Source organism: Edaphovirga cremea (assembly GCF_003332275.1).
Classification (GTDB): domain Bacteria; phylum Pseudomonadota; class Gammaproteobacteria; order Enterobacterales; family Enterobacteriaceae; genus Edaphovirga; species Edaphovirga cremea.
Genome location: NZ_QOVA01000003.1, coordinates 163,446 through 182,763, shown reverse-complemented (window position 1 = coordinate 182,763; position 19,318 = coordinate 163,446). Strand labels below are relative to the sequence as shown.

The 19,318-nt window shown below is 52.3% G+C and carries 14 protein-coding genes and 1 other RNA gene; 8 read left to right on the top strand and 7 right to left on the bottom strand.

The window, feature by feature from the left end; genetic code table 11:
• The first annotated feature begins 198 nt into the window (after positions 1 to 198).
• Positions 199 to 594, top strand: a complete 396-nt coding sequence (locus DRI82_RS05970; protein ID WP_114192588.1) for a DoxX family protein — start codon at positions 199 to 201, stop codon at positions 592 to 594.
• 123 nt (positions 595 to 717) lie between these two features.
• Complete coding sequence (locus DRI82_RS05965; protein WP_114192587.1) at positions 718 to 1,704, top strand: glutathione S-transferase family protein; 987 nt, start codon at positions 718 to 720, stop codon at positions 1,702 to 1,704.
• A gap of 82 nt (positions 1,705 to 1,786) precedes the next feature.
• Here DRI82_RS05965 and DRI82_RS05960 read toward each other — a convergent pair whose 3' ends face one another.
• Entirely contained in the window at positions 1,787 to 2,689 is a 903-nt protein-coding gene (locus tag DRI82_RS05960) for a LysR family transcriptional regulator (protein WP_114192586.1), read from the bottom strand.
• A 109-nt stretch (positions 2,690 to 2,798) separates the two neighbouring features.
• On the opposite strand from DRI82_RS05960, the gene DRI82_RS05955 reads away from it, so the two are divergent.
• Complete coding sequence (locus DRI82_RS05955) at positions 2,799 to 3,503, top strand: pirin family protein (protein ID WP_114192585.1); 705 nt, start codon at positions 2,799 to 2,801, stop codon at positions 3,501 to 3,503.
• A gap of 135 nt (positions 3,504 to 3,638) precedes the next feature.
• Here the strand turns inward: DRI82_RS05955 and rnpB are convergent.
• Positions 3,639 to 4,017: RNase P RNA component class A (gene rnpB / locus DRI82_RS05950), an RNA gene on the bottom strand.
• 79 nt (positions 4,018 to 4,096) lie between these two features.
• Complete coding sequence (rsmI, locus tag DRI82_RS05945; RefSeq protein WP_114192584.1) at positions 4,097 to 4,963, bottom strand: 16S rRNA (cytidine(1402)-2'-O)-methyltransferase; 867 nt, start codon at positions 4,961 to 4,963, stop codon at positions 4,097 to 4,099.
• Between the two features lie 62 nt (positions 4,964 to 5,025).
• On the opposite strand from rsmI, the gene DRI82_RS05940 reads away from it, so the two are divergent.
• From DRI82_RS05940 to dolP, 4 genes are all read left to right on the top strand, one after another.
• Positions 5,026 to 7,092, top strand: coding sequence for a penicillin-binding protein activator (locus DRI82_RS05940; RefSeq protein ID WP_114192583.1), 2,067 nt, complete (start codon positions 5,026 to 5,028; stop codon positions 7,090 to 7,092).
• Between the two features lie 74 nt (positions 7,093 to 7,166).
• Positions 7,167 to 7,535, top strand: a complete 369-nt coding sequence (locus DRI82_RS05935) for a YraN family protein (RefSeq protein WP_211317632.1) — start codon at positions 7,167 to 7,169, stop codon at positions 7,533 to 7,535.
• Between the two features lie 68 nt (positions 7,536 to 7,603).
• A complete protein-coding gene (gene diaA / locus DRI82_RS05930) occupies positions 7,604 to 8,194 on the top strand; it encodes a DnaA initiator-associating protein DiaA (RefSeq protein WP_114192581.1) in 591 nt (196 codons plus the stop codon).
• Positions 8,195 to 8,399: 205 nt separating this feature from the next.
• Positions 8,400 to 8,975, top strand: a complete 576-nt coding sequence (gene dolP / locus DRI82_RS05925; RefSeq protein WP_114192580.1) for a division/outer membrane stress-associated lipid-binding lipoprotein — start codon at positions 8,400 to 8,402, stop codon at positions 8,973 to 8,975.
• Positions 8,976 to 9,102: 127 nt separating this feature from the next.
• Here the strand turns inward: dolP and mtgA are convergent, their stop codons facing one another.
• From mtgA to mnmL, 4 genes are all read right to left on the bottom strand, one after another.
• Entirely contained in the window at positions 9,103 to 9,834 is a 732-nt protein-coding gene (mtgA, locus tag DRI82_RS05920) for a monofunctional biosynthetic peptidoglycan transglycosylase (protein WP_114192579.1), read from the bottom strand.
• Complete coding sequence (elbB, locus tag DRI82_RS05915) at positions 9,831 to 10,484, bottom strand: isoprenoid biosynthesis glyoxalase ElbB (protein ID WP_114192578.1); 654 nt, start codon at positions 10,482 to 10,484, stop codon at positions 9,831 to 9,833. The genes mtgA and elbB overlap by 4 nt, the downstream gene beginning before the upstream one ends.
• Positions 10,485 to 10,731: 247 nt before the next feature.
• A complete protein-coding gene (gene arcB / locus DRI82_RS05910) occupies positions 10,732 to 13,074 on the bottom strand; it encodes an aerobic respiration two-component sensor histidine kinase ArcB (protein WP_114192577.1) in 2,343 nt (780 codons plus the stop codon).
• A gap of 126 nt (positions 13,075 to 13,200) precedes the next feature.
• Entirely contained in the window at positions 13,201 to 14,154 is a 954-nt protein-coding gene (gene mnmL / locus DRI82_RS05905) for a tRNA modification radical SAM protein MnmL/YtqA (RefSeq protein WP_114192576.1), read from the bottom strand.
• A gap of 697 nt (positions 14,155 to 14,851) precedes the next feature.
• Between mnmL and gltB the strand changes: the two genes are divergently transcribed.
• On the top strand, positions 14,852 to 19,309 hold the full coding sequence (gltB, locus tag DRI82_RS05900) for a glutamate synthase large subunit (protein WP_114192575.1): 4,458 nt from the start codon (positions 14,852 to 14,854) through the stop codon (positions 19,307 to 19,309).
• Positions 19,310 to 19,318 lie beyond the last annotated feature (9 nt).

Here is a 19,318-nt window from a genome sequence, read left to right as displayed (position 1 = left end):
TCTGCCTGTGATTTATACAGACATTTTTCAGCCATCAGATTTTTTGAATTAAAACGACAGTATTACTCGCTAACAAGCTGAAAGGTTTCGCATTAGTATCTGCTCCATCGCACAGACACAGGAACAGAGGCCGCTAATACCGGCGTTTGTCCCTCAAATTTTACGGCACATGACCCGTTAATTACTTTGGAGCAAATGATGAAAAAATTAGAAGATACCGGCTTACTTATCGCACGCATTATGATGCCGATTCTGTTTATCGTGGCCGGTTACGGGAAAATGGGTGCAGGTTATGCGGGTACTCAACAGTACATGCAGGCCATGGGTGTGCCTGGATTTATGCTGCCGTTGACCATTCTTCTTGAATTTGGTGGTGGCCTGGCAATTCTGTTTGGCTTCCTGACCCGCACCACGGCGCTGATTACCGCTATCTTCACCGTGTTGACGGCGCTGCTCTTCCACAGCAACTTTGCGGAAGGCGTAAACCAGATGATGTTTATGAAGAATTTCTCTATCGCGGGTGGTTTCCTGGTTCTGAGCGTAGCGGGTCCAGGTGGATTCAGCCTCGATCGTCTGCTGAACAAGAAATGGTAAAAAACCATTTGAGCAATTAGCGCTACACTTATCACAGGGGCAAGAGTGAAACAGTTATACTGTATATCACTCTCGCCCCTGTCTCGTTTATCCTCAATACTTCAATGGTGAAAGGAGAATTTCATGGGACAATTAGTCGACGGTATCTGGCATGACACCTGGTATGACACCAAGTCGACCGGCGGTCACTTCAAGCGCTCCACATCACAATTCCGCAATTGGGTCACTCTCGATGGGCAAGCCGGTCCTCACGGGCGTGAGGGTTTCAGGGCAGAAAAAGATCGTTATCATTTGTATGTTTCCCTCGCCTGCCCCTGGGCTCATCGCACTTTGCTGATGCGAAAACTCAAAGGACTGGAAAAAATCATCCCGGTTTCCGTAGTACATCCATTAATGCTGGATCACGGCTGGACGTTTGGCACCGACTTCCCTGACGCCACAGGTGACGATCTCTATCACCACGATTATCTGTTTGAACTCTATCTGCATGCCCAGCAGGACTACACCGGCAGGGTTACTGTACCGGTGCTGTGGGACAAACAGCAGCAGACTATCGTCAGTAATGAATCTGCCGATATCATCCGCATGTTCAATAGCGCTTTCGACGCGGTAGGCGCGCGTGCTGGGGACTATTATCCTCTGGCGTTGCGAGCAGAAATTGATGATCTCAACGATTGGATTTATCCGCTGGTGAATAACGGCGTCTACAAAGCCGGTTTTGCCACCAGTCAGGAAGCTTATGATGAGGCGGTTGGGGATGTATTTTCCGCTTTGGCGCGGTTGGAGAAGATTCTTGACCAGCGTCGATATCTGACGGGCAGTCAACTTACAGAAGCCGATCTGCGGCTCTGGACCACGCTGGTTCGCTTCGATCCCGTTTATGTCACCCACTTCAAATGCGATCTGCACCGCATCAGTGACTATCCGAATCTTTATGGTTTTCTGCGCGATATCTATCAACTGCCAGGCGTTGAAGACACGGTAAACTTCGCGCATATCCGTAATCACTACTATCGCAGTCACGCCACGATCAATCCAACCGGGATCATTTCAGTGGGGCCTGACCAGGATTTACTCGCCGAACACGGCAGGGATATCCGCTTCGCCTGATAAAAAATCCTCCCGTACACAGATATCCCCTAAATAATTCGAGTTGCAGGACGGGTTACGGGGAGGATTTTTCGCCATGTGCTTACTGCTGATGACGGCTGAACAGGCGGGGGATCTCACGCAGGAACCACGCTTTGGCCTCACCCATGCTGTCGCGTCGCCACGCCATGATAATGTCGTTCTCATTGCTAAATTCCGCGCTGACCACCCGCAGACGGCCCTCGGTGATATCCTTTTCCACCATGGAATAGGGCATGGTCGCCACACCTAATCCGGCCAGCAAAGCCTGGCGTTTCTCGGCAATGCTGCTGACCGTCAGCCGTTGCTGTTTGTCCAGTAATTGCACCGTCAATACCGGGCGTTCGCGGGCAGTATCCGCAACCGCAATACCGCGGTATTTTACCCGGGTAATCTCAGACAAAGGCTCCGGCTCCTGATGAATCGGATGTCCCGGTGCCGCCACGTAGACGCTCATCACTTTGTACAACTTTCGGCTGTTGATCTCAGAAGAAGAGCGGAAATGCATATCCGGTGCGATCACAATATCCGCCCGTCCCTGCTCCAACCGCTCCCAGGCGCCCGCCAGAACCTCAGTGAGCAACGACACCTGCGTATTGGCTTTCAGCGCCAGTTTTTCAATCAGTGGGAACAACTGTGTGGCCGGGGATAAGGCTTCACAAACGATAGTGATGTGCGTTTCCCACCCTCTTGCCAATGCTTCGGCATCGGTGGTCAGTTTGTCGGCGGCTTCGAGCAATACCCGTCCACGCTCCAGCAGCATCCGGCCTACGTTGGTGAACTTTGTGCGATGGCCTGAGCGGTCAAAAAGCACCACATCAAGCTCCTCTTCCAATTTCTGCATCGTATAGCTCAATGCTGAGGGTACGCGTCCAAGCTCATCAGCAGCGGCAGCAAAACTGCCACGTCGGTCTATAGCATCCATTACTCGCAGCGCTTCCAGTGTTAACGCCCGATCTCTGGCCATGTTTTTTCTCTGTCAGGAAATTTGAATATAGCGACCAGATTAACTGGCTAACAATCCCGCGTCCAGACGCTTACCATTTGTGTATCAATTTATAAGAGCCAACATTGTCATGATCACATGCAGAACAGCAAAACAGTGCGGAAAAGCAGACTTTGGTTGGCTTCAGGCACGCTACACATTTTCCTTCGGACACTACTTCGACCCGAACCTGATGGGATATGCCTCTTTGCGGGTATTGAACCAGGAGATTCTGGCACCAGGTGCCAGTCTTCAACCGCGCAGCTATCCTCGCGTGGATATTTTGAACCTGATTTTGCAGGGCGAAGCGGAATACCGCGACAGCGAAGGCAACCATTTACGGGCTGGTGCTGGCGATGCCTTATTGCTATCCACCCAGCAGGGCGTGGCCTACAGTGAGCAGAATGTGAGTCAGGACATCCCGCTGACGCGCATGCAACTGTGGCTGGATGCCTGTCCCGAGCGTGAAAATGAGCTCATTCAGCGTCTGACTCTCGGTGACGAAAGTTATCGTCTGCTGGCCTCACCCGATGGCGCACAGGGCAGTTTGCAGTTACGTCAGCAGGTGTGGATCCATCATCTGGAACTGGATGCTGGCGAAACAAAAACGCTGACAATCAATGGCCCCCGTGCGTACCTGCAATCCATTCACGGTACCGTTCAGGCAATCAGTACTTCAGGTGATGAGAAACAGCATCTGACCTGTGGCGATGGGGCATTCCTTCATCAGGAGCAGCAATTAATGGTTGTCGCAGACTCGCCCTTACGCGCACTGCTGATCGATCTGCCGGTATAGGCAGTCAGTAATTTTCAAGAGACGTGAATCAAACGAGCAAAAGCCACCTGCAAAGCAATAAAAAAACGTTAAGCGCGGATAAACGCGCAGCAAAAAGAAAGCCCGTGTAACTCTCGTTACACGGGCTTCATTTATTGAGGGAGTTGACCGGTAAGCCGGGTTCTGTCGTGGACAGTCATTCGTCTAGGCCAGCAATCGCTCACTGGCTCAAGCAGCCTACCCGGGTTCAGTACGGGCCGTACCATGCGAACCCCTATTTGGCCTTGCTCCGGGTGGAGTTTACCATGCCACGAACTGTTGCCAGCCGCGCGGTGCGCTCTTACCGCACCCTTTCACCCTTACCTGATCCCACTTGCGTAGGCCATCGGCGGTTTGCTCTCTGTTGCACTTGTCGTAGGCTTGCGCCCCCCAGGCGTTACCTGGCACCCTGCCCTATGGAGCCCGGACTTTCCTCCCCTCCACCTGTCTCCCCCGAAAGGGACGGCAGTGAAGCGGCGACTGTCTGGTCAACTCCGGCGCGGATAATAGGATACTTTGATCCAAATGTCATCCTTTGCGGTGACATTGCATCAAGAACGGCAGGCAACGGGTTTTTAATCGCTTTCCTGCTGGTCCAGCGCGTAACGATAGAGCGAATTCTTCTTCACGCCATGAATTTCAGCCGTCAGCGCGGCAGCTTTTTTCAATGGTAACTCTTTCTGCAACAAGGCCAATGTCCGTAATGCTTCGGCTGGCAGCGCCTCGTGATCCACTTTATGCCCTTCGACAATCAGCACCATTTCACCACGTTTGCGGACTTCATCCTCCAACACCCACGCCAGGAGTTCACCCACTGGCGCACCGTGAATGGACTCCCAGGTTTTGGTCAATTCACGCGCCAGAACCACATAGCGATCCGGGCCGAGAACGTCCACCATGTCCTGCAAACTTTCCAGCAGACGGTGGGTTGATTCATAAAAGATCAGCGTGCGAGGTTCCTCTATCAGAGCCTGTAGCGTATCCTTGCGCGCTTTGGTTTTAGCTGGCAAAAAGCCTTCATAGCAGAAACGGTCTGAGGCGATACCCGCCGCTGAAAGTGCTGCGATAGCGGCACAAGCGCCCGGTAAAGGCACCACGCGGATACCGGCCTCACGACAACGGCGAACCAGATGGTAGCCAGGATCGTTAATTAACGGCGTACCTGCATCTGAAACCAACGCTATACTTTGACCTTCCTGCAGTTTTGCTATGAGTTGGTCTGCTTTTTGCTGTTCATTATGATCATGGAGTGCGAAGAGACGCGCATTTATCGCAAAATGTTGTAACAACAAACCCGTATGGCGCGTATCTTCTGCAGCAATCAGGTCAACGCCTTGCAGGACGGCCAATGCCCGCTGGGTAATATCTCCCAGATTACCGATGGGAGTGGGCACAACATAGAGCGTTGATGCAGAAATCACTGCTTGATCGTGTTGATTCATTGTTTCATCCGGATTGCCGATTTAATATTGAGCATCTTGAAAAAAACATCACTGGATACAGTATGCTTTCCTCAACTATTGTTCGTACCCATGCAGGGCGACTGGTGCCTATTATTCTGGCCGCTCTTTTTCTTGCTGGTTGTCCGAGTCAGGCACCACAGACACCGCCGGGAAATATTCAGGACGAGGCCACAGCAGGCTCTGATTATTATCTGCAACAGTTGCAGCAAAGCAGCGATGATAACAAGGCTGACTGGCAATTACTCGCCATTCGTGCCCTGTTGAAAGAAGGGAAAGTCCCTCAGGCTGCCGAACAGCTTGGCACGCTACCGCAAGCGCTGAGTGATGTCCAACGGCAGGAACAACAACTGCTGACTGCAGAGTTGCAAGTTGCGCAAAAAGACAACAATGCAGCCAATGCGACGCTGGAAAAACTCGACCCCAATGCCCTGTCAGCCAATCAGAAAGTCCGCTACTACCAGGCGCAGATTGATGCGAACCCCGGTAAATCCGGTCTGAGCCTGATTCGTGCGTATATCGGGCAGGAACCGCTGCTGAACGCACAGGCGCATCAGGACAATATTGATAAAACCTGGGCAGCGCTGATTCAGCTTACCCCACAGGATCTGAACTCGCTGGTCATCAATGCCAACGAGAACGTGCTCCAAGGTTGGCTCGATCTGCTGCGCATTTATCAGGATAACAATCAGGATCCCAATCTGCTGAAAGTCGGCATAAAAGATTGGCAGACGCGTTATCCGCAAAACCCGGCGGCCAAGAGCTTGCCGAGCCAATTGAACCAGGTGCTGAATTTCCAGCAAGCCTCCACTTCGAATATCGCCCTGTTCTTGCCAATGAATGGTCAGGCGCAGGTGTTTGCCAACGCAATTCAGCAGGGTTTCAATGCGGCACAAAACGGTATTCCAACGACCGTAGCGGCTCCAACCCAACCTGTAGGACAGGATCCCAACTCGACAGCAGTTGCTCCAGCAGCAGTGCCAGCAAACCCTGACGACCCCAATGCTGTTGTCAGTCCGTCTGCAGTTCCCGTAGAAAATGCAGCGGTTCCGGCTGCTGCGGTTGCGGCTCCAGCCATACCGGCTCCGGTCGCAACACCGGTTAGCCATGCGCAGGTGAAAGTTTACGATACCTCCAGTCAGCCACTGCCTGCCCTGCTTGAGCAAGCGCAGAAAGATGGCGCGACACTGATTGTCGGTCCATTGCTGAAAAGTAATGTCGAACAGTTGTCCGGTATCCAGACACCACTCAATATTCTGGCGCTGAATCAGCCAGAGACAGTAAAAAACAGCCCCAATATCTGTTATTTTGCCCTGTCACCTGAAGATGAGGCGCGCGACGCTGCCCGTCATATCTGGTCACAGCACAAGCAAATGCCGCTGGTACTGGCACCGCGTGGCAGCTTCGGCGATCGCATCGCCAAGGCTTTTGCCGATGAATGGCAGAAACAGGGTGGACAAACCGTTCTTCAGCAAGGTTTTGGTTCCACGGGTGAGTTGAAACAGGCCATCAACAGCGGTGCAGGCATCCGCCTTTCAGGTACGCCAGTGGTTGTGACAACAAATGTGACCGCACCGGCGCAAGCGCAGGGTGTCACTATCGGTGGCATTACTATCCCGGCTCCACCAAGTGACGAGCAAATCACCAGTTCATCATCCTCAGTCCAGTCCGGAAAAATTGATGCGGTTTATATTGTCGCCACCCAAGATGAGATGACGCTGATTAAGCCAATGATTGATATGTCTACCAATTCACGATCCAAACCAGCGCTGTTCGCCAGTTCGCGCAGCTATCAGGCCGGTGCGGGTCCGGATTATCGTCTGGAAATGGAAGGTCTGCAGTTCAGTGATATTCCACTGCTCGCCGGTGCAAACCCACAACTTATGCAGCAAGCCAGCGCGCAGTTCAAAAATGACTACTCCCTGGTTCGTCTGTATGCAATGGGCATGGACTCCTGGGCACTGGCCAGTCATTTTGCTGAAATGCGCCAAATACCTGGCTTCCAACTCACTGGATCCACTGGTGAACTCAGCGCCAATGACGATTGCGTCATTCACCGTAAACTGCCGTGGCTGCAATACCGTCAGGGTTCGCTGGTTCCAGCATCATAAGTTTTTCAGTATCCTCGCGGGGAAGATGACCAGCGCTTCCCCGCGATCTGCCCCACCTGCACAGGATGTGTTGCATGGAAAAACGGACGTCTGCCAAACAGCACATAGGGGCAGTCCATGAAATGCGGGCGCGGCGCTATCTTGAGCAAGCAGGCATGCGATTTGTCGCTGCAAATGTTACCGTGCGTGGTGGGGAACTGGATTTGATTATGCGGGACAGGCAAACCTGGGTTTTTGTTGAAGTGCGCTATCGGCGTAATGATACTTTTGGTGGTGCCGCCGCCAGTGTTACCTTCCGCAAGCAACGGCGTTTACTACACGCTGCCAATGTCTGGCTCTCCCTGAATAATATGAGTTTTGACACATCATCTTGCCGTTTTGATGTATTGGCCATTACCGGCAACCAGCTAGAATGGTTGCCTAATGCATTCAATGCGGATTGATATTTTTTACTGGTGTACTGCTTGTGTTAACGTGCAACCGGACACATGACTGAGTGGATTAAATCAACGTGCTGGATAGAATAAAAGCCTGCTTCACTGAGAGCATTCAAACTCAGATTGCGGCAGCAGAAGCCTTACCCGATGCCATTTCCAGAGCCGCAATGACGCTGGTTCAATCCCTGCTGAATGGCAATAAAATCCTTTGCTGCGGTAATGGAACGTCTGCTGCCAATGCCCAGCACTTTGCCGCCAGCATGATAAATCGTTATGAAACCGAACGCCCAAGTCTGCCCGCCATTGCACTCAGTGCCGATAACGTGGTGTTGACCGCCATTACCAACGATCGCTTGCACGACGAAGTGTATGCCAAGCAAGTACGCGCCCTGGGTCATGCTGGCGATGTTTTGCTCGCTATTTCCACTCGCGGCAATAGCCGTGATATTGTGAAGGCGGTCGAGGCTGCGGTGACACGCGATATGACGATTGTCGCACTGACAGGTTATGATGGCGGGGAATTGGCCGGTTTGTTGGGGCAGCAGGATGTGGAAATCCGTATCCCATCCCACCGTAGCGCGCGCATTCAAGAGATGCACATGCTCACGGTTAACTGCCTCTGTGATCTGATTGATAATACGCTGTTCCCACATCAGGATGCTTAAAACCGGCACTTGATTATGAGAAGAGTGGACGAGAACGACATATAGAAACTGGAACCTACGTGCATGGGGTGATAGTGACGTGTTTCATGGGTTATCGGCAATGACGTTTAGACGGCCAATGGCACAAAGCACCCTTTCATGGCCATGCTCAGACCCCAAATGACAAGTAAAATAGCCTGGCTAGCCAGACTTTTAAGGAGCTCAGATGAAGGTTCGTTCCGCATTGGTACTGCTGTTCAGTGCCATGATGTTACAAGGTTGCGTTGGCGCAGTGGTCGTAGGAAGCGCTGCTGTTGCTACAAAAACGGCGACTGATCCACGGAGCGTCGGAACCCAGGTCGACGACGGCACGCTGGAAGCACGCGTAAGCAATGCAATTAGCAAAGATCAACAACTGAAAGCTGAGGCTCGAATCGTTGCCACGGCGTATCAGGGTAAAGTTCTGCTGACAGGCCAGGCGCCTACGACAGAACTCGCCAGTCGCGCCAAACAGATAACGATGGGCGTTGATGGTGCGGCTGAAGTGTATAACGAGATCCGTAAAGGGACGCCGGTCAGTCTGGGGACGGCCTCGCTCGATACCTGGATCACCACTAAAGTCCGCTCACAGATCCTGACCAGTGATTCGGTCAAATCCTCAAACGTCAAAGTGACGACAGAAAATGGCGAGGTCTTCCTGTTAGGTCTGGTGACACCACAGGAAGGACAATCTGCAGCACAAATTGCCAGTCAGATCAGTGGCGTAAAACATGTCACCACGGCATTTACCTACGTGAAGTAAACGTCTTTCAGTCAGCAAAGGCGTGATGGGTTATAGGCGCGATGGGTTATAGGCGCGATTAGTCATCGCGCCTTTTTCTTTTGCTCGGTATCAGAATAATGACGTCAGAATAGTTATTTCAAAAAAGCTACTTGAGACCGTGTTGTTGCAAGAAGTCGTCACCGCCCAACTGGCTCATCTGACGCAGAATCCATTGCTGACGACGCAGAACGTAACCCGACGGTGCATTGACCTTGAATTGATGGGGATTGGGTAAAACGGCGGCCAGTAATGTGGCCTCGGAACGGGTAAGGCGACTGGCTGGTTTATGGAAGAAATGCTGGGCCGCCTGTTCCACACCGAATACCCCATCCCCGAATTCGACAATATTCAGATAGACGGTCAGAATCCGGCGCTTGGTCCATACAACTTCAATACCGGCAGTCAGGCCCGCTTCCAGCCCTTTGCGCAGCCAACTCCGTCCATCCCACAAGAAAAGATTTTTTGCCGTTTGTTGGGAAAGTGTCGATGCACCCCGAATTCGATGTTCATTGCGTTCGTTGTGCGAAAGCGCTGACTGAATCGCTTCAACGTCAAATCCCCAATGTTCTGGAAATTTCTGATCCTCTGCCGCCATAACGGCCAACGCCATCGCCGGTGCAATATCATCCATTGATACCCAGTCAGAGTGGGCAACGTAAGAAAAATCACCGCTCAGCCATGCCCCAATCTGGCGCTCGACCATAACGGCAGAAAAAGGTACCGGCAAGAATGAAAACAACAGGATACCCGCGATCCAAATGCCGAGAATGGTCATCAGCCCCAGACGGAGGATGCGCAAAAAGCGTGAAATGATCACTTTTATATTTTTATTGTTCATGCGCTCCAACTCAAAATACGTGCTACCAGCTTATCAATTCCTGCTGTAACTAAAGTAATATCGTCCGTATGCAGGTAGCCAGGCGTGCTGATAATTTGGCGTTCAAAATCGATAACAACATCGTTAGCCGGACAAACAACGTGCTCTGCGCCCAACGCATCAATGAGTTCCGCGCTATCGGGATCATTCCCAAGCGTCAATCTGATCCCCTGGCCGAGCATCAGAGGGATTAATGTTGAAGCTACGCCCACGCAACCGATTGGTTTACCCTGCTTATGCATTTCTCGCGTAAGCTGGGTTAAATCGGCATCAACCCAATTTTTAGCAGTGTTGCTAGCCACTCCGCTAAGAATTTTTATGGTGTCAGTTCCAGCGGGTATAATCAACGCATCCAATCGCGCGGGATCGGCAATAGAGAGCGGTAAAACCGCACCTTTTACAAGGTTTGCCGACTCATTAAATACCCTGCGGAAACCCGTAATTTCCTCGCCCGTTATGTTATTAATAACAGCAAGTTGGATCTCCTCTGGAGCGAAGCAGACCACAGTGGCTCCTGCATGCTCCAGAGACCGCAAAGTGAGTACTGCTTCATGGGCCTCTGAACTGTGCAGAAACCCACCTCCACTTAAGACAATGCCGACACGATTCATGTCTTTCTCTCTCACTTTCCTAAAACAACTGCTTGAAGTTTTGTATAAATAAAGACTAATCTACATCACACATTTTAATGAATCCTGTAACAACAGCGATTACATTTGCTATGTTGTTCTTGGTAATGTTGAAAAGAACTTCCAAAACCTGCGAAAACCAAAACCCTTAGAATCATTCGCGGGTTAACGATTTCCCTGGTGTTGGCGCAGTATTCGCGCACCCCGGCCTCGGTCGGGGTCATTTTTTTCAGCTTTTGTCACTTTCTGCTTCTGCAACCCAATCACGCAACACTTGTACATCGTGACGCCAATCCTGCTTCAACTCATCAATCCATTCCTGAACGTTGTCCCACCATGCTGGTAGCGAAGGCGTCTGGATCTGTTGTGCCACTTGCTGCAAGTGCTTCAATCCTATTGAACCTGCGGCACCCTTGATTTTATGGGCCTCTTCCGTAATGCCTTTCTGGTCACGCGCCGTCATATTCGAATCCAGCACGGCCAGGTAGGCTGGCATCACCTGTTCGAAGATATCAAGGCTTTGATGAATCAGAGAGGGCCCAACCAGTTGCAGATACTGATCAAGCATCACAACATCAAGTAGAGACTCATTCGTTTGCATAATTTTATGATCCTGTTTTTGCACTGCATGCCGTGGCTGCTGATCCCAGAACTGCTTGATCATCGCCGTTAGTGCAGGTACGGAAAGCGGCTTGCTCAGCACGTCATCCATTCCTGCGTCCAGATATTCTTTTTTGTCTTTCAGTACGTTAGCCGTCAACGCAACCAAGCGTGGCAGCGCTTTGCCAGCGTATTGCTCACGCACCTGGCGCGCAATATCCAACCCGGTCATATCCGGTAGCTGGATATCCAGCAACACCAGGTCATATTCGTCTGGATCGAACATCGCCAGCGCATCATGACCGTTCATTGCCACGTCGACACTGTTGCCCAGTTTCTCCAGCACGGAGCGAGCGACAATCACGTTCAGTTCGATGTCTTCCACCAGCAGCACATGCAGCGCTGGCAGTGGCAACTCTTTTGCTTGCTCGATGGCTGGCTCTTCATCCACACCGGGTGCGGTAATGGTCAGCGTGAAACAGGAGCCATGACCCATGCTGCTGGAGACCGTAATATCACCGCCCATGCTCTGCGCCAGCCGTTTCGACACGGCCAGCCCGATGCCGGTTCCTGTGGCAGGCTTGCCACCGCGCTGATCCTTAACCTGATAATACATGGCAAAGATTTTATCCTGCTCATCCTGCGGGATCCCCATACCTGAATCTTCCACTTCAAAGCGCAGCCGATCTTTTTCCTCGCGCCAGACGCGCACCGTAATCTGGCCTTTTTGCGTAAACTTCACCGCGTTGCCAATCAGATTCCACAGGATTTGGCGCAGGCGGGTACCGTCAGTAATCACTTTCTGTGGCAGCGGCAAATGGGGTTCCATCACCAGTTTCAAGCCTTTAGGCTGGACAAGAAGCCCCGAAAGGTTCTCCAGGTCGGCCATAAAACCTGTAAAATCAATTGTCTGATTATCGAGTTGTACCTTGCGGCGCTCCAGTTTGTCCATCTCGATAATGTCATTGAAAATATTACCGAGGGTGATGGCGCTGACATGGATGGTTTTCAGGTATTTGAGTTGTTCATCGTCAAGTTCGGTATCCAGCAGGATACGACTCAGTCCCACGATGCCATTAAGCGGCGTACGAAGCTCGTGGCTGATCGTTGAGATGAAAGTCGTCTTGTCCCTGCTCGCATTCTCCAGCGCGTCCTGGTATCGCTTACGCTCCGTTATATCGCGTCCAAACCCCATCAACCCATGTCGTTTACCGACGCGATCGTAAAAAGGGACTTTACGCAGTTCAAAACAGGCTTTGCGGCCATCCGGATAGACCAGCCACTGTTCGTAGGTGAGCGACACGTTGTGGCGGAATACTTTTTCATCGGTTTCCACAACTTTTTCAGCAATATCGGGCGCATAAACATCGTTTGGCGTCAGGCCAATCAACTGTTTTTCACTCTTTCCGGTCAACAACTCCATTGCCCGGTTGCAGCCAGAGAACTCTTTATCTTCATTGCGGTAATAAACCAGATCCGGCGACGCATCAAGAAAAGAGCGTAACAACGCCGATTGCTGACTCAACTCGATCTGCGCCTGTTCGCGATGCCCCATCTCCTCTTTGAGTTTATCCACGACGGCAAGACGGGCTTCCTCTGCTTTGATACGGTCAGCAATCTCTTGATTAAGCTGGGAGATATTCTCGGTAAGCTGATGATTAAGCTCAAGATCGCGATGACGCATCTCTTCAAGCTTGTCAACCAGTCGTGACAGTCGCTGACGGGACTCTTCCAATTGCTCAACCACCACGGAGAGAAAATAGACCGCCCACGGGGTAATTAGCAGCCCAAAGAATATCGAGCGCACCACATCAATGCTTTCGACTTCACCACGCAACAGCATGGTGACAGCCATCTGCACAATCATCGCCAACACTACCAGCGCAGAAGCCAGCAGCAGCGAAAACCGCACCAACCCCAGTTTTACCATTAAATCAACGTAGTACTGGGCCAAGGCCCGGATCTGCTTCATAGAGGCTCCCTTCAGATAGACTCGGATAAATAATACCGTAAAACCGCAAAGAGATGAGGCGGCAATCCGGGAAGTGTGCAAAAGAATCAAACTTTGTAGGGAGACAACCTGAATCATTCGGTCAGATTAGGGTGGAGCAGGGATGATGACGGATTCAGGATGATAGTGCGCCCCGGGTGACAGTGCCGACCCCTGCCCGCCATGTTCAATAAGATATCGCCCGACTTCCACCATCCCCGTCCAGCGGTTCTCGCACCATAATGGTGCCAACAACGTTGGACGGCGGGCGCTGGCAGAGATGCGGTGATAGATAATATCGCTTGGGGTGTGACGGATGACTTCACCCGCAATAGTGGTATATTCCGCCAAAGGGAGTTCGGGCAAACGACCCGCCTGCCACGCCTTTGCCATGGTGCTGCCAGTCACAATGTGCAAAGGGTGCAACTTTATGCCATCAACACCCGTTGCCAGAACCCGCTGCAAGGTCTCCATCACTTGCTGGTGCCCTTCACCCGGCAAGCCAACAATCAAATGGCAGCAGACGTTCAATCCACGCGCCCGCGCCAATTGGGTCGTTTTGTGGTAACTGGCAAAATCATGGCCGCGGTTTATTCGTTTCAGCGTTTTGTCATGTGCAGTTTGCAGACCCAGTTCAAGCCACACTTCATAGCCCTGTTGCTGGTAGTCGCAGAGCAGATCCAGCACGGCTTCAGGCACGCAATCGGGGCGGGTGCCTACGCACAATCCGACCATCTCGGCCTGTTCAAGCGCCTGCTGGTACATATTGCGCAACGTACAGACTTCGGCATAAGTGCTGGTGTAAGCCTGAAAATAGGCCAGATAACGTTTGGCACGATTCACCTTGCTCGCCTGAGAAATCAGTTGATCTGCAATACTCTGCTGTTGCATGTTTTCATCGGCAAAAGACGAGACATTACAGAACGTGCAGCCACCACGTCCCAGGGTGCCATCGCGATTAGGGCAATTGAACCCGCCATGCAGCGTCAGCTTGTGGACTTTCTCGCCATAGCGCCGTTGCAGATAGCCGCCAAACATATTGACTAATTGGGGTAATTGCATAATCTTGTTCCGGCCTGATCCAAAAGGCCAAGAGCCTAGAGGTTATGGGCTTTTCCCGCGATGACCAGGATCAAACCCTCCTTCGAAGCTTTCCTAACCGCATAATTATTCAAAATTAGTGAGAATAAAATCACTTTTACAATGATGAATAATTCTTATTACGTTCTCTTCGTCATTCGTTAAATTTACGTAGTGAAAAACAGTAACAAACCATACACAATGGGTGATAAACAGCAGATAATGCTGCTATTAATGCTCGCACTAGCATGGTGCAGAGATTAGACCCGTTCACTATAGTGAGACAGCTCACATTTCTGCGAATGTAACATTTGGGTTACAAGCCACTCAAAACGAGTTAAAATTAATTATTTTCAATAAGTTAATGTCAATTAATAACTAAATTATCTCTCTTAAACTCATATTTGACCTATTCCCCCTTTCTCGCTAAGTTGGATATCCGCTGGAAGCTTTCTGGACGGGCACGTGTCTCGTCATATTTATGCAGTTATTGAAGACTCCCTCATAAAACAAGTCATCCAATACTTGTGATCGCCATCACGAGAGGTAATTGACGAGGGCGTAAGGTTGATAATCCTCAGTATCTATACCCATACTGAAGTATTACGGCCATCGCCCCTGAGATATGCCTGTCGCAGTCGGTTGTGAGAGTCGCACAGAGCCTGGGGAGGTTCACGATATGTTGTACGATGCATCCCAAGAGAAGGACAACTGTGGTTTCGGCCTGATCGCCCACATAGAAGGCGAACCTAGCCACAAGGTAGTGCGAACAGCCATACACGCACTGGCCCGCATGCAACACCGTGGCGCAATTCTTGCCGATGGCAAAACTGGCGACGGCTGTGGCCTGTTACTACAAAAACCTGACCGTTTCTTCCGAATGGTTGCACAAGAACGTGGTTGGCGTTTAGCCAAGAATTATGCCGTGGGAATGATCTTCCTCAGCAAAGATGAAGAAGAAGCCCGCGCAAGCCGCCGCATTGTGGAAGAAGAACTGCAGAATGAAACGCTGTCGATTGTTGGCTGGCGTGAAGTACCGACCAACCCGGATGTTCTCGGTGAAATAGCACTCTCCTCCCTGCCTCGTATTGAACAGATTTTTGTCAACGCGCCTGCTGGCTGGCGTCCGCGTGACATGGAACGTCGCCTGTATATGGCTCGCCGCCGTATCGAAAAACGCGTCACCGATAATGACTTCTATGTGTGCAGCTTTTCCAATCTGGTCACGATCTATAAAGGTCTGTGTATGCCAGCGGATCTGCCCCGTTTTTATCTCGACCTGGCTGACCTGCGTCTGGAGTCGGCCATTTGCCTGTTCCACCAGCGCTTCTCAACCAATACCGTGCCGCGCTGGCCACTCGCGCAACCGTTTCGCTACCTGGCGCACAACGGTGAAATCAATACCATTGCCGGTAACCGCCAATGGGCACGCGCACGCGCCTACAAATTTAAAACACCGCTGATCCCCGACCTGCATGATGCCGCGCCTTTTGTGAATGAAACCGGCTCGGACTCCAGTTCGCTGGACAACATGCTGGAACTGTTCCTCAGTGGCGGTATGGATCTGATCCGCGCCATGCGCCTGCTGGTACCGCCAGCCTGGCAGCAAAACCCGGATATGGACAGCGATCTGCGGGCCTTCTTCGACTTCAACTCGATGCACATGGAACCGTGGGATGGCCCGGCCGGGATCGTGATGTCCGATGGACGTTACGCCGCCTGTAACCTGGATCGCAACGGTCTGCGTCCGGCTCGCTACGTGATCACCAAAGACAAACTGATCACCTGCGCCTCTGAAGTCGGGATCTGGGATTATCAGCCCGATGAAGTAGTTGAGAAAGGTCGCGTGGGGCCTGGTGAACTGATGGTTATCGATACCCGCAGCGGGAAGATCCTGCATTCTGCGGAAACGGATAACGATCTGAAGAGCCGCCATCCTTATAAAGAGTGGATGGAAAAGAACGTTCAACGTCTGGTGCCTTTCGAGGATCTCCCAGATGATCAGGTTGGCAGCCGCCATCTTGATGACGCAGAGCTTGAAACCTTCCAGAAGCAGTTTGGTTATACCAGCGAAGAGCTGGATCAGATTTTGCGTGTGCTCGGTGAAAACGGTCAGGAAGCGACAGGCTCAATGGGTGATGACACACCTTTTGCCGTGCTGTCGAGCCGTCCCCGGGTGATTTATGACTACTTCCGCCAGCAGTTCGCCCAGGTGACCAACCCGCCGATCGATCCCCTGCGTGAAGCACACGTCATGTCGCTGGCAACCAGTATTGGTCGCGAAATGAATGTGTTCTGTGAGGCCGAAGGGCAAGCGCACCGCCTGAGCTTCAAATCACCGATTCTGCTCTATTCCGACTTCAAGCAGTTGACGACGCTGGATGGCGAGTACTATCGCGCCGAAACGCTGGAGTTGAACTACGATCCGGCCGAACAAGGCATGGAACAGTTTGTTCGCGGACTGTGTGACGAAGCGGAACGCAAAGTTCGTGAGGGTGCCGTGCTGCTGGTGCTTTCTGACCGCGCCATTGCCGCCAACCGTATCCCGCTGCCTGCACCAATGGCGGTCGGTGCGATACAGACACGTCTGGTAGAAAAAAACCTGCGCTGCGACGCCAACATTATTGTTGAAACCGCCAGCGCCCGCGATCCCCACCACTTTGCCGTGCTGCTTGGCTTTGGTGCGACGGCGATCTACCCGTATCTGGCCTATGAAACGCTGGCCAAACTGGTCGACGGCCACGTCATCGACAAGAAATATCGTGAAGTGATGCTCAACTATCGCAATGGCATCAATAAAGGGCTGTACAAGATCATGTCCAAAATGGGCATCTCGACAGTCGCGTCATACCGTTGCGCCAAATTGTTTGAGGCGGTGGGTCTGCACCGCGAACTAAGCGATCTCTGCTTCCAGGGCGTGGTCAGCCGTATCGGTGGTGCCAGTTTCGCCGATTTCGAACAGGATCTGCAAAACCTGGCGAAACGCGCCTGGCTGAAGCGCAAACCGCTGGAACAAGGCGGCCTGCTCAAATTCGTCCATGGTGGCGAATATCACATGTACAACCCGGATGTCGTGCGCACGTTGCAGAAAGCCGTACAGAGCGGTGAATATGCCGACTATCAGGAATATGCCAAACTGGTAAACGAACGCCCGGTCTCGACTTTACGCGATCTGCTGGCGATTAAGCCGCAAAATGGCCCCATTCCCGTCGATCAGGTTGAACCGGCTGAAAACCTGTTCAAACGTTTTGACACTGCCGCCATGTCGATCGGAGCCTTGAGCCCGGAAGCGCATGAGTCGCTGGCTGAAGCGATGAACAGCCTCGGGGGCTACTCCAACTCCGGTGAGGGCGGTGAAGATCCTGCGCGCTACGGCACCAACAAAGTGTCCCGGATTAAACAGGTTGCCTCGGGGCGTTTCGGTGTTACCCCGGCCTATCTGATGAGTGCTGACGTTATTCAGATCAAGGTTGCACAGGGTGCAAAACCGGGCGAAGGCGGTCAGTTACCGGGTGACAAAGTGACGCCGTACATCGCGAAGCTGCGTTATTCCGTGCCTGGCGTTACGCTGATCTCCCCGCCGCCGCACCACGATATCTACTCTATCGAAGATCTGGCGCAGCTGATTTTTGACCTGAAGCAGGTCAATCCGAAAGCGATGATTTCGGTCAAACTGGTGTCTGAACCGGGCGTTGGCACCATCGCGACCGGGGTTGCCAAAGCCTACGCTGACCTGATTACGATTGCAGGTTACGACGGCGGTACCGGCGCCAGCCCACTGTCATCGGTGAAATACGCCGGGTGCCCGTGGGAACTGGGACTGGTTGAAACGCAACAGGCGCTGGTTGCCAATGGTCTGCGTCACAAAATCCGCCTGCAAGTGGATGGCGGTTTGAAAACCGGCGTTGATATTGTCAAAGCGGCTATTTTGGGTGCTGAAAGCTTTGGCTTCGGTACCGGCCCTATGGTGGCGCTGGGTTGTAAATACCTGCGTATTTGCCACCTCAATAACTGTGCAACCGGCGTAGCAACGCAAGACGAAAAACTGCGTCGCGATCACTATCACGGCCTGCCGGAACGCGTGACCAACTACTTCCACTTCATCGCCCGGGAAACCCGCGAGATTATGGCAGAGCTGGGCATCAGCCAATTGGTTGACCTGATTGGCCGTACCGATTTGCTGCTGGAACTGGATGGATTTACCGCCAAGCAGAACAAGCTGGATCTCTCGCCGATGCTGAAAACCGCCACGCCGCACCCAGGCAAAGCGCTTTACTGTACCGAGAACAATCCACCGTTTGATAAAGGCTTGCTGAATAGAGCCCTGCTGGAACAGGCTGAGCCGCACATTGAAGCGCGCCAGAGCAAAACGTTCTACTTCGATATCCGCAACACGGATCGTTCCGTTGGCGCATTGCTCTCTGGTGCCATCGCCCAGAAACATGGCGATCAGGGTCTGGCAAGCGATCCGATCAAAGCCCACTTCTCCGGGACTGCCGGTCAAAGCTTTGGTGTGTGGAACGCGGGTGGCGTAGAGCTGATGCTGACCGGTGATGCGAATGACTACGTGGGTAAAGGGATGGCCGGTGGCCGCATCGCCGTTCGTCCGCCAGTTGGTTCGGCCTTCCGCAGCCATGAGGCCAGCATTATCGGTAATACCTGCCTGTATGGCGCAACCGGCGGTAAGCTGTTTGCCGCTGGCCGCGCCGGTGAGCGTTTTGCCGTGCGTAACTCCGGAGCCATTACCGTCGTGGAAGGCATTGGTGATAACGGATGTGAATACATGACTGGCGGCATTGTCTGCGTGCTCGGTCGTACCGGAGTTAACTTCGGTGCAGGGATGACCGGTGGGTTCGCCTACGTTCTGGATGAAGATGGCGAGTTCCGCAAACGCGTTAACCCGGAACTGGTAGAAGTACTGGAAGTGGATCAACTGGCAATTCATGAAGAACATCTGCGCGGCCTGATCACTGAACACGTACAGTTGACCGGTTCAGGCCGGGGCGAGGAAATTCTGGCGAACTGGCCAGAATGGGCACCGAAATTCGCTCTGGTCAAGCCGAAGTCCAGTGATGTAAAAGCATTGTTGGGTCACCGTAGTCGTTCCGCAGCAGAGCTGCGGGTACAAGCGCAGTAAGAGGTTAGC

What these genes read in the sequence shown, in the direction of transcription:
- rsmI (WP_114192584.1), bottom strand. Translation starts at nt 4,963, where the DNA reads ATGAATCAACACGATCAAGCAGTGATTTCTGCATCAACGCTCTATGTT.
- elbB (WP_114192578.1), bottom strand. Translation starts at nt 10,484, where the DNA reads ATGAATCGTGTCGGCATTGTCTTAAGTGGAGGTGGGTTTCTGCACAGT.
- DRI82_RS05935 (WP_211317632.1), top strand. Translation starts at nt 7,167, where the DNA reads ATGGAAAAACGGACGTCTGCCAAACAGCACATAGGGGCAGTCCATGAA.
- dolP (WP_114192580.1), top strand. Translation starts at nt 8,400, where the DNA reads ATGAAGGTTCGTTCCGCATTGGTACTGCTGTTCAGTGCCATGATGTTA.
- DRI82_RS05965 (WP_114192587.1), top strand. Translation starts at nt 718, where the DNA reads ATGGGACAATTAGTCGACGGTATCTGGCATGACACCTGGTATGACACC.
- mtgA (WP_114192579.1), bottom strand. Translation starts at nt 9,834, where the DNA reads ATGAACAATAAAAATATAAAAGTGATCATTTCACGCTTTTTGCGCATC.
- mnmL (WP_114192576.1), bottom strand. Translation starts at nt 14,154, where the DNA reads ATGCAATTACCCCAATTAGTCAATATGTTTGGCGGCTATCTGCAACGG.
- DRI82_RS05955 (WP_114192585.1), top strand. Translation starts at nt 2,799, where the DNA reads ATGATCACATGCAGAACAGCAAAACAGTGCGGAAAAGCAGACTTTGGT.
- DRI82_RS05960 (WP_114192586.1), bottom strand. Translation starts at nt 2,689, where the DNA reads ATGGCCAGAGATCGGGCGTTAACACTGGAAGCGCTGCGAGTAATGGAT.
- DRI82_RS05940 (WP_114192583.1), top strand. Translation starts at nt 5,026, where the DNA reads ATGCTTTCCTCAACTATTGTTCGTACCCATGCAGGGCGACTGGTGCCT.
- gltB (WP_114192575.1), top strand. Translation starts at nt 14,852, where the DNA reads ATGTTGTACGATGCATCCCAAGAGAAGGACAACTGTGGTTTCGGCCTG.
- DRI82_RS05970 (WP_114192588.1), top strand. Translation starts at nt 199, where the DNA reads ATGAAAAAATTAGAAGATACCGGCTTACTTATCGCACGCATTATGATG.
- arcB (WP_114192577.1), bottom strand. Translation starts at nt 13,074, where the DNA reads ATGAAGCAGATCCGGGCCTTGGCCCAGTACTACGTTGATTTAATGGTA.